Annotated in this window: 8 protein-coding genes; 1 reads left to right on the top strand and 7 read right to left on the bottom strand. The window is 72.2% G+C overall.

Annotation, left to right across the window (positions count from 1 at the left end; genetic code table 11):
* Window positions 1-222: 222 nt before the first annotated feature.
* From AB0O00_RS20095 to AB0O00_RS20080, 4 genes are all read right to left on the bottom strand, one after another.
* On the bottom strand, window positions 223-1,593 hold the full coding sequence (locus tag AB0O00_RS20095) for a S53 family peptidase (protein WP_363653597.1): 1,371 nt from the start codon (window positions 1,591-1,593) through the stop codon (window positions 223-225).
* 291 nt (window positions 1,594-1,884) lie between these two features.
* A complete protein-coding gene (gene fabG / locus AB0O00_RS20090; protein ID WP_363653595.1) occupies window positions 1,885-2,643 on the bottom strand; it encodes a 3-oxoacyl-ACP reductase FabG in 759 nt (252 codons plus the stop codon).
* Window positions 2,644-2,761: 118 nt separating this feature from the next.
* Entirely contained in the window at window positions 2,762-3,949 is a 1,188-nt protein-coding gene (locus tag AB0O00_RS20085) for a thiolase family protein (RefSeq protein ID WP_363653592.1), read from the bottom strand.
* Between the two features lie 62 nt (window positions 3,950-4,011).
* Window positions 4,012-5,175, bottom strand: a complete 1,164-nt coding sequence (locus AB0O00_RS20080) for an acyl-CoA dehydrogenase family protein (RefSeq protein ID WP_363653590.1) — start codon at window positions 5,173-5,175, stop codon at window positions 4,012-4,014.
* Window positions 5,176-5,383: 208 nt separating this feature from the next.
* Between AB0O00_RS20080 and AB0O00_RS20075 the strand changes: the two genes are divergently transcribed.
* Window positions 5,384-6,130, top strand: coding sequence for a TetR/AcrR family transcriptional regulator (locus AB0O00_RS20075; RefSeq protein ID WP_363653588.1), 747 nt, complete (start codon window positions 5,384-5,386; stop codon window positions 6,128-6,130).
* A 99-nt stretch (window positions 6,131-6,229) separates the two neighbouring features.
* Here the strand turns inward: AB0O00_RS20075 and AB0O00_RS20070 are convergent, their stop codons facing one another.
* From AB0O00_RS20070 to egtD, 3 genes are all read right to left on the bottom strand, one after another.
* Complete coding sequence (locus AB0O00_RS20070; protein ID WP_363653599.1) at window positions 6,230-7,369, bottom strand: nitric oxide synthase oxygenase; 1,140 nt, start codon at window positions 7,367-7,369, stop codon at window positions 6,230-6,232.
* A 396-nt stretch (window positions 7,370-7,765) separates the two neighbouring features.
* Window positions 7,766-9,190 carry a sugar porter family MFS transporter gene (locus tag AB0O00_RS20065; protein WP_363653586.1) on the bottom strand — a complete coding sequence of 475 codons (1,425 nt, stop codon included), beginning with the start codon at window positions 9,188-9,190 and terminating at the stop codon, window positions 7,766-7,768.
* A 186-nt stretch (window positions 9,191-9,376) separates the two neighbouring features.
* Entirely contained in the window at window positions 9,377-10,348 is a 972-nt protein-coding gene (egtD, locus tag AB0O00_RS20060) for an L-histidine N(alpha)-methyltransferase (RefSeq protein WP_363653584.1), read from the bottom strand.
* Window positions 10,349-10,510 lie beyond the last annotated feature (162 nt).

Below are 10,510 nucleotides of genomic sequence, written 5' to 3'. Positions count from 1 at the left end.
ACAGGTAACAGCGAACAGATAACAGATTTCGAAATCTGTTATCTGTTCGCTGTTACCAGTCACCCCACACCTCGCCCCCCGGGGGGAACGCCACTGGGCGGGAAGCCGGCCGCCGCCGGCTTCCCGCCCAGTGCATGTGCTGTCGCTACCGCTCAGTTCCCTACCGGAGGGCCCTGCCGCGTGTAGCTACCGCGCGTCCCTGCGGAGACCGCTGAAGGTCCGTCACCGGCCCGCGAGGGCGTGGACGAACTTCGCGGCGTCGATGGTGCCGAGGCCGCTGGCGAGGTCGTAGCCCTCGGTCGCGGTGTAGCCGGTGACGCCGTTCCAGCCGTTGTCACCCTCCTTGACGTCCGTGATGCCGCTCCAGTCGCTCGGGAGCAGGCTCAGGCCGTACATGCGCCAGTTGATCTGGCCCAGGCGGTAGCCGGCGGCCTGGTCGGCCAGGGCGACGATGCCGGAGAACAGCGGGGTGGCCTCGCTGGTGCCACCGGTGAGGTGCCAGCCGACCGCGGTCGGGTCGTACGACTCGTACGTCCAGGCGGCGCCGTCGACGGCCGCGCTCATGCTGATGTCCGGGGTGCCGCGGTGGTTGCCGGTGACGTTGGCGACGCCGGCCTGGTACCACGGGCGCTCGAAGATGCCGGAGACGCCACCGCCGCCGGCGCCGGACTTGTCGTGCCACACCTTGTCGGCCGCGGTGCGGTTGCCGTTGTCGTCCAGGGTCAGCTGGGTGCCGCCGACCGAGGTGACCAGCGGGTCCGAGGACGGCCACGAGTTGACCTTGTACGGGTACAGGTCGGTGCCGTTGAGCTGCGCGTCGGTGGCGCCGTTGTCGCCGGAGGCGGCGAGCACGGTGACGTTGTGGGCCGCGGCGGCCTTGAAGGCGTAGCGCAGGTCGGTCAGGGACTTGAAGTCGCCCTTGTCGTAACCCGGGAAGGTGTTCTCGGTGGCGCCGAAGCTCTGCGAGATGACGTCGCCGACGCCCTTCTTGATGAGGTCCTTCTCGGCGTCCATCATCTCGGGCAGGCCGGTGACGCCCTCGGTCTCGGCGACGCCGGTCTCGACCAGGACGATGTGCGCGTCGGGGGCCATCGCGTGGGCGTACTCGACGTCCAGGGTGGTCTCGCCGGCCCAGCCGGTGTGGTCGGGGTTCTTCGGGTCGAAGACGGGGACGTTGCCCCACTTGACCACCTCGACGTTGGTGTCCTTGATGCCCCACTGCTTGTCGAAGACCTCCAGGTCGTGCTGGATGGTCGGCGAGCCGAAGGAGTCGACGATGACGATCGTGCGGCCCTTGCCGGTGATGCCCTCCTGGAACAGCGGGCCCAGGTTGTAGGCCTTCTGGTACTGGAGCGGCGAGTAGCAGTGGATGCCGATCTGGCTGACGCACTGAGTGGTGCTCAGCGGGGCCGGCCGGGCGGTGGCCAGGTGGTGGCCGGCCGAGGCGGGCTGGACGTGCACGCCGGCCAGGTGGTGCGCGGGCGCGGCAGCGGCGGCGCCGACCGCCGGTACGGAGATGGTGCCGGCCGTGAGGGCGGTGGCCCCGACGGCGAGCAGAGCCAGGGCGCGGCGAAGGGAAGCGGGGCTGCCCATGGAACTCCTTGGGGGACGCAGGGCCCGACCTTGGTCCGGTCGGGTCGGTCCGGCCATCCCATCGATTGCCACATGATCATGCCATAGTCATTTCGTGTGGTGGTCCTACGAACGGCATGGTCATGTTCGGCCACGCGAAAAGGTAAAGGCCGTCCCAGGGGAAAGTAACTCCGCTGCTGGGACGGCCTGTTGACCACACGTCGGGAAGGCTCGCCGATTTCACAGTTTTCACCGTGTTGGCCAACTTTACCAAGTTCACTGCTTCGGCGTAAGCCTTCGCCGGTAGTCAGGTCAGCGTGCTCCGCCGTTGACGTACAGGGTCTGCCCGCTGACGTAGGACGCGTCCTCGCTCGCCAGGAACGCGACGACCGAGGCGATCTCCTCCGGCTGCCCGACCCGCCGCAGCGGGGTCCGGGCGGACACCTCCGCCTGCTGCTCCTCGGCCGAGCTGCCGACCCGCTCGGCGGTGGCGGCGGTCATCGCGGTGGCGATGTAGCCGGGCGCGACGGCGTTGACGTTGATGTTGAACGGGCCCAGCTCGATGGCCAGGGTCGCGGTCAGCCCCTGGATGCCGGCCTTGGCGGCGGCGTAGTTGGCCTGGCCCCGGTTGCCGAGCGCCGAGCGCGAGCTGAGCGAGACGATCTTGCCGTACTTCTGCGCCACCATGTACTTCTGCGCGACGTGGCTGCAGTTGTAGGCGCTGGTCAGGTTGACCGTCAGCACCGCGTCCCAGTCGGCCTTCGGCATCTTGAAGAACAGGTTGTCCCGGGTGATCCCGGCGTTGTTGACCAGGACGTGCACACCGCCGAGGTCCTCGGCGATCCGGGCGAACACCGCGTCGACGGCGTCGTAGTCGGCCACGTCGCAGCCGTACGCCCGCGCCGTGCCGCCCTTGGCGGTGATCTCGGCGACCGTCCCGGCCGCGCGCTCGGCCGTGAGGTCGACGACGGCGACCGCCGCGCCCTCCTCGGCCAGCCGGCGGGCCGTCGCCGCCCCGATGCCCTGCGCCGCACCGGTGACGACGGCGACCTTTCCTGCGAAACGCGACACTTCTTGCTCCCTGAGGGTGGATCCGGAGGGTGGATATGTAGACAAGGGGATGTCCGGACAAAGGGATGTCAGGACAAGGCGACGTCAGGACCGGACGCCGCCAGGCCGACCGGGGACGTCAGGCGTTCTCGACCAGCACGGCGGTGCCCTGGCCGACGCCCACGCACATCGTGGCGAGCCCGCGCCGGGCGCCGGTGCGGCGCATCCGGTGCAGCAGGGTGGTCAGGATGCGGGCGCCGGAGCCGCCCAGCGGGTGGCCGAGGGCGATCGCGCCGCCGCTCGGGTTGACCCGCTCGGGGTCGATGCCCAGCCCGTCCATCGAGGCCAGCGCCTGGGCCGCGAACGCCTCGTTCAGCTCGGCCGTGTCGACGTCGCCGATCGACCAGCCGATGCGCCCGAGGGCCTTCTGCGTGGCGGGCACCGGGCCGATGCCCATGACGTCCGGGTGCACCCCGGCGGAGGCCCCGGCGACGTAACGGCCGAGCGGCTCCAGCCCCAGATCGCGCAGCGCCTCCTCGCTGACCAGGACGAGCCCGGCCGCGCCGTCGTTCATGGGCGAGGCGTTCCCGGCGGTGACGGTGCCGTCCGGCCGGAACGCGGGCTTGAGCCGGGCGAGCTTCTCCAGGCTGGTGTCCTCGCGGATGCCCTCGTCCTGGCTCACCGTCACGCCGTCCGGCCGCTCGACCGGGATCAGCTCGGCGTCGAAGTGCCCGTCCTTGCGCGCGGCGGCGGCCCGCTGGTGGCTGCGCAGGGCGAAGGCGTCCTGGCGCTCGCGGCCGATGCCGTACCGGCCGGCGACCTCCTCGGCGGTCTCGCCCATGCTGAGCACGCCGTGCAGTTCGGCCATCCGGGGGTTGGTGAGCCGCCAGCCGAGCCGGGTGTCGTGGGTCTCGATCCGGTGCGGCAGGGCCTCGTCGGGGCGGGGGAGGACGAAGGGGGCGCGGGTCATCGACTCGCAGCCGCCGGCGAGCACGACATCGGCCTCGCCGGAGCCGATCGCCCGCGCGCCGAGCGTGACGGCCTCCAGGCCGGAGGCGCAGAGCCGGTTGACGGTGGCGCCGGGGACGGTGTCGGGCAGGCCGGCGAGGAGGACGGCCATCCGGGCGGCGTTGCGGTTGTCCTCGCCGGCCTGGTTGGCGGCGCCCCAGTAGACGTCGTCGATGCGGGCGGGGTCGAGGGCGGGCACGTCGGCGAGCAGGGCGCGCAGCACGGTGGCCGAGAGGTCGTCCGGCCGGACCGTGGCGAGCGCTCCGCGCAGCCGGCCGATGGGTGTGCGGCGGGCGGCGGCGAAGTAGACGGGACGCACGTCGTCGGGCTCCTTGTCCAGATGGAAGGGGTTGGGCCAGTGGAGGGGGTGGGGACGGCTGTTCAGAAGGCGTTGACGCCGGTGAGCGCGCGGCCGATGAGCAGTTGGTGGATCTGGCTGGTGCCCTCGTAGAGGGTCATGACCCGCGCGTCGCGCAGGTACTTGCCGACCGGGTACTCGTCGATGAACCCGTAGCCGCCGAACACCTGGAGCGCGTTGTTGGCGGCCCGGACGGCGGCCTCGCTCGCGTAGAGCTTGGCGACGGAGGACTCGGTGGCGAAGGGCAGGCCGCGTTCGATGTGGTCGGCGACCTTCCAGGTGAGCAGCCGGGCGGCCTCGACGTCGACGGCGATGCCGGCCAGGAGTTCCTGGACGAGCTGGTGCGAGGCGATCGGCTTGCCGAACTGCTCGCGCTCCCCGGCGTAGCGCACGGCGGCGTCCAGGCAGGCGCGGGCGATGCCGACGCACCCGGCGGCGACCGACATCCGGCCCTTGGCGAGCGCGCCCATCGCGACGCCGAAGCCCTTGCCGGCGGCGCCGAGCCGGGCGTTGTCGGGCACCCGGACGGCGTCGAAGGAGAGTTCGGCGGTGGCCTGGCCGCGCAGCCCGAGCTTGCCGTGGATCTCGGTGCGGGTGAAGCCGGGCAGGTCGGTGGGGACGAGGAAGGCGGTGATGCCCTTGTGGCCGCTCTGCTGCGGGTCGTCGCCGCCGGTGCGGGCGAAGACGAGGGCGACGTCGGCCCAGGTGCCGTTGGTGATGAAGGTCTTGGCGCCGGTGATCAGCCAGTCCTCGCCGTCGCGGACGGCCCGGGTGGTGAGGTTGGCCGCGTCCGAGCCGGTGCCGGGCTCGGTGAGCGCGAAGCAGGCGAGCGACTCGCCGGAGGTGAGGCGGGGGAGCCAGTGGCGCTTCTGCTCCTCGGTGCCGTGGGTGTTGATCGACTTGGCGACGAGCCCGAGGGAGACGGAGACGATGCCGCGCACGGCCGAGTCGCCGCGCCCGAGCTCCTCCAGGACGAGGCAGTAGGCGAGGTGGTCGCCGCCGCTGCCGCCGTACTCCTCGGGCAGGGTGAGGCCGAGGAAGCCCAGCTTGGCGAGTTTGCCGACGATCGCGCGGTCGACGGACTCGGCGCGGTCCCACGCGGCGGCGTGCGGGGCGATCTCGCGGTCGGTGAACTCGGCGGCGAGTTCCCGGACGGCGTCCTGCTCCTCGGACAGCTCCAGATTCACGGCGGCTCCCGGTTCCGGGCCCGGCGAGGGGCTTTCGCGCCCACCGACCTTCCGTGCCCATTAAACTAGCGCTGCAAGTTTTATGGGGGGACTGTAGCCCCGACCGGCCGGTGCTGGGAAGAGGCGCCTGTCAGAATCGGTCCCCACCCACCCGACCGGAGGACTCCGGCCGGACGGACCGCCCGAGAAATCCGGAGGAAGCCGCTCGATGGCCCGCCCGCGCACCCCGCTGCTCAGCCGCGAGCGCATCGTCGCCGCCGCTCTGCGGCTGATCGACGCCGAGGGACTGGACGCCCTCTCCACCCGCCGACTCGCCACCGAGCTGTCGGTCAGCGGGCCGTCGCTCTACAACCACTTCGCCACCAAGGACGATCTGCTGGACGCGGTCGTCGACACCGTCATCGGTGAAGTCGACTTGTCGATGTTCGGCGGTTCGCAGGGCGGTGGACTGCAGGGCGGTGGGCTGCAGGGCAACGGTTCGCTGGGCAGTGGGCCGCAGGGCAGCGGACCGGTGGGCACAGCCGGTGCAGGAGCGCCCACCCCGTGGCCGGACGCGCTGCGCGACTGGGCCCGTTCCTACCGCGCGGCGCTCGCCGCCCACCCCAACATCGTCCCGGTGCTCGCGCAGGGCCCCGGCCGTCGGCCGCACGCGCTGCGCCTGGCCGACGCCGTGTTCGGGCACCTGGTGGACGCCGGGTGGCCGCGCGGCCAGGCCACCCGGATCGGCGCGCTGATGCGCTACTTCGTCACCGGCTCGGCGCTGGCCTCGTTCGCGGCCGGGTTCCCGGCGGACGCCGAGCTGTACGACGCGGCCGACTACCCGCACCTCGGCGAGGCGCACCGGCTGGCCGGCCACCGGGCCACCGTCGACGAGGCCGCGTTCGAGACCGGCCTGGAGGCGCTCCTCGACGGGCTCGCGCTGCGCTTCGAGCGGCTCACCGGTCCGACGGGCTAGCCTGCGCCGCCGCCGGGACCTGCGTCGCCGCCTGGACCCGTGCCACCGTCCGGACTCCCGCCGCCGCCCGGACCCGTGCCGCCGCCCGGCTTCCCGGCGTCACGCGGGCTCGCGCGCGACGAAGGCCGGGCGCAGTGACGGGTCCACCGGGTCGTAGTAGCGGTGGTAGACGGGGGTGAGCCCGCCGGAGACCGGGGGCACGATCCAGCTCCAGTCCGCCGGGGTGGGGCGGCCGAGGCGCTTCTCCTGGGCGATGTGGCGCAGGAAGCGCTCCGACTCGGTGTGGTGGTCGGCCATCGTCACGCCCGCCTCCTGGAAGGAGTGCAGCACGGCGATGTTGAGCTCGACCAGGGCGCGGTCGCGCCAGAGCGTGCGGTCGTTGGAGGTGTCCAGGCCGAGCCGTCCGGCGACGGTGGCGAGCATGTCGTAGCGGTCGGCGTCGGCGAGGTTGCGGGCACCGATCTCGGTGCCCATGTACCAGCCGTTGAAGGGCGCGGCGGGGTAGCGCACGCCGCCGATCTCCAGCGTCATGTCGCTGATGGCCGGCACCGCGTACCAGCGCAGGCCGAGTTCGGCGAACCAGGCGAACTCGGGGTGGGAGAGCGGGACTTCGAGCGTGGTGTCGTCCGGCAGCTGGTACCACGCGGGGCGCTCGCCCGGGCGTTCGCGGATCAGCAGCGGCAGCACCTCGAAGCGGTCCTCGGCGCACTTCCAGCCCAGGTCCCGGGCCTGGGCGGCGAGTTGGACGCCGGCCGGGTCGCCGATGACCCCGCGCGGTCCGTCGTCCCGTCCGTCGTCCCGGCCCTCCTCCGGTGCCAGGTGACCGGCGTAGCGGACGAGTTGCTGGTTGAGGATGCGCGCGGCGGGCCGGCCGGGCCGGTCGGGGGCGAACACCGAGATCACCGGGCGGATCCGGCCGCCGTTGGCGGCCAGCCGCAGGTGCTCGAAGCACGCGGCGGCGATGTCGTCGGCCGAGGAGAGGTGCCGCAGGTCGCGCACCACGAGGCTGCGCCAGTACAGCCGGCCGATGCAGCGGGCGGCGTTGCGCCAGGCGAGTTTGGCGCCGTACGCGAGTTCGGCGGGGGTGTGCTCGTAGGTGCCGGTGTGGTCGATCTCGTCGAGGACGGAGCGCAGCCGGTCGTCCGGGTCGCCGCAGGCCGCGGGCTGCTCGTGGTGGAACTGCCGGATGAAGTCGGCGGCCTGGGCGGGGTCGGTGAACGGCGGGTCGGCCGGGAGCAGCGCGTCCCCCGGGCCGGCGGTGCGGGGCTCCGCGGGACGGGGCTCGGGGGCGTGGAACCCGGAGCCGTCGAGCTCGGCGGGCCGCAGCCCGGCGGGGTAGGGGCCAGTGGCGTACGGGCCGGGGGCGTACGGGCCAGTGGCGTGCGGGCCGGGGTGGGTGTGGGCGTACGGGCAGCCGCCGGTGGGTGCGGCGGCCGGTCTGCGGGTGCGAAGCCGGTTGAAGATCAAGACATCCCTCCTGCCGAACAGGAGTACCGGAGGTGGCCGGGCCGCCGCAGGGAGTGAACGATTCGGCCCCCGCACCCGCGCTGATCGCGCTAGGGTGCGGGGGCCGGAGGGGCCGGAGGGGCCGGGGGCCGGAAGGCAGGGGCCGCCGGAGCGGCCCGCGTGCTCCCGTCAGCCCATGTCCTCCAGGCGCACGCCCTTCGTCTCCTTCATGTACTTGGCCACGAAGACGATCGACAGCGCGGCGAAGGCGGCGTAGATCAGGTAGGTCGCCGACAGGTTCCAGCGCGACATCGACGGGAACGAGACGGTGATCGCCCAGTTGGCGATCCACTGCGCGGAGGCGGCGACGGACAGGGCGGCGGCGCGGACGCGGTTCGGGAACATCTCGCCGAGCATCACCCACACGACCACGCCCCACGACATCGCGAAGAACAGCACGAAGGCGTTGGCGGCGACCAGCGCGACGGTGCCCTGGAGGTCGGGCAGGGTGACGTTGTCGCCGCTGCCGGTGGCCGAGGAGAACGCCCAGCCGGCGGCGCCGAGGGCGACGGCCATGCCGGCCGAGCCGATCAGGGCGAGGGGCTTGCGGCCGATCCGGTCCACCAGCAGGATCGCGATCACGGTGCCGAGGATGTTGATGACCGAGCCGATGAAGCTGATCAGCAGCGAGTTGCTCTGGTCGATGCCGACCGACTGCCACAGGATCGACGAGTAGTAGAAGATCACGTTGATGCCGACGAGCTGCTGGAAGACCGACAGGCCGATGCCGACCCAGACGATCGGCAGCAGGCCGAAGCGGCCGCCGAGCAGGTCGCGGAAGCGCGGGCGGTGGTCGGAGGCGATCAGGGCCTGGACCTCGGCGATCCGGGCGTCGGTGTCGATGCCGTCGCCCTCGACGTCGGCGAGCACGGTGCGGGCGTCGTCGAGGCGGCCGGCCTGGATCAGGTAGCGCGGGGACTCGGGGATGACCGAGGCGAGCACGAAGTAGACGGCGGCCGGGATCACGCAGATGCCGAGCATCCACTGCCAGGCCTCCAGGCCGAGCAGCTTGCCGCGGGTGTCGCCGCCGGCGGCGTCCGCCAGCACCCAGTTGACCAGCTGGGATATCGCGATGCCGAGCACGATCGCGGCCTGCTGGAAGGAGGCCAGGCGGCCGCGGTACCGGGTCGGCGCGACCTCGGCGATGTAGGTCGGCGCGATCACCGAGGCGATGCCGATGGCGGCGCCGCCGAGGACGCGCCAGAAGGCGAGGTCCCAGGCTTCGATCGGCAGCATCGAGCCGACGGCGCTGACGGCGAACATCAGCGCGCCCGCCTTCATGACCTTGATGCGGCCGTAGCGGTCGGCGAACCGGCCGGCCACCGCGGCGCCGATCGCCGAACCGAGCAGGGCCGAGGAGACGATCAGACCGGTCACGCCGTCGCCGACGCCGAACTTCGCCTGGATGCCCGAGACGGCGCCGTTGATCACGGAGCTGTCGTAGCCGAACAGGAACCCGCCGAGGGCCGCGGCGGCGGTGATGAAGACGACGAAGCCGAGGCGGCCGGGCGCGGGGGCCTCGACCGCCCCGGAGGGCTGCTGGGTGACGCTCACGATCTTGACTCCTGGTACTCAACGCTGAGCTCGGTAGTCGCGATCGTAACCCCTGTTCGTTTAACTCTTGTACACCGGCTCCCCGGGCTTTACTCAGAGAATTCGTAAGGTGAACAAGCAAATTGGGGGGCTATAAGCCACTGTGGGTCACCGTGGCTCACTGTGGGCCAGGGCGGCCCTCCTCCGTCACATCGGGGCGGACAGCGACAGCCCGAAGCGGCCCTCCTCGTCCGTCCACCAGTGGGTGAGCCGCAGCCCGGCCGCCGCGAGCTCCTCGGCCACCCGCTCGCGGCGGAACTTGGCCGACACCTCGGTGCGTAGTTCCTCGCCGCGGTCGAAGTGCACCGGCAGGTCCAGGGCCGGGATCTTCACGGTCTGCGAGCGCAGCGAGCGCAGCCGCATCTCGATCCACTCCTGCTCCGCGTCCCAGAGCGCGACGTGCTCGAACGCGTCCGGGTCGAAGTCGGCGCCCAGCTCGCGGTTGAGTACGTTGAGCACGTTGCGGTTGAACTCGGCGGTCACCCCGGCCGCGTCGTCGTAGGCGGCGACCAGCACCGCCGGGTCCTTGACCAGGTCGGTGCCGAGCAGCAGGTGGTCGCCCTGGTCGAGAGTCGCGCGAAGGCCCTGAAGGAAGCCCGCTCGCTCGTCCGGCAGCAGGTTGCCGAGGGTGCCGCCGAGGAAGGCGACCAGGCGCGGGGCGCCGTCCGGCGGCAGGCCGAGCCGGGCGGTGAAGTCGGCCAGCACACCGTGCACCGCGAGCCCGGGGTAGTCGGCGGCGAGCGCCTCGCCGGCCGACGTGAGCGCGCTCTCGCTGACGTCCACCGGGACGTAGGTGCGCAGCGTGCCGAGGTCGCTGAGGGCGTCCAGCAGGAGCCTGGTCTTCTCGGAGGAGCCGGAGCCGAGCTCGACGAGCGTGCGGGCCTTGGTGGCGGCGGCGATCTCGCCGGCCCGGGCGGTGAGGATGGCCCGCTCGGCGCGGGTCGGGTAGTACTCGGGCAGCCGGGTGATCTCCTCGAACAGGTCGCTGCCGTGCGCGTCGTAGAACCACTTCGGCGGCAGCCACTTGGGTTCGGACGTCAGGCCGTGCTGCACGTCGTGGCGCAAGGCGGTGCTGAAGTGGTCGGCGGGGAGCAGCCGGGTGAGGTCGAAGCTGTTCATGACAGGGTGGTCCTCTGTTCAGAAGATGAAGGAAGGGCCGGGCTCAGCCGCGGCCGGGGAGAGGGTGGACGAGGACGGCGGGCGGGGTGAGGGGCCCGCCTTCGGTGGAGGCGCCGGGGCCGGAGCCGGATCCGGAGCCGCGCAGGGCCTCGGCGCCGGCGA

This window comes from Kitasatospora sp. NPDC093558, from assembly GCF_040683475.1.
In the GTDB taxonomy this organism is placed as follows: Bacteria; Actinomycetota; Actinomycetes; order Streptomycetales; family Streptomycetaceae; genus Kitasatospora.
This window is presented reverse-complemented; position numbering and strand designations above follow the sequence as displayed.

Coding starts and splice junctions, on each gene's coding strand:
- AB0O00_RS20095 (WP_363653597.1), bottom strand. CDS start 1,593: ATGGGCAGCCCCGCTTCCCTTCGCCGCGCCCTGGCTCTGCTCGCCGTC.
- egtD (WP_363653584.1), bottom strand. CDS start 10,348: ATGAACAGCTTCGACCTCACCCGGCTGCTCCCCGCCGACCACTTCAGC.
- AB0O00_RS20075 (WP_363653588.1), top strand. CDS start 5,384: ATGGCCCGCCCGCGCACCCCGCTGCTCAGCCGCGAGCGCATCGTCGCC.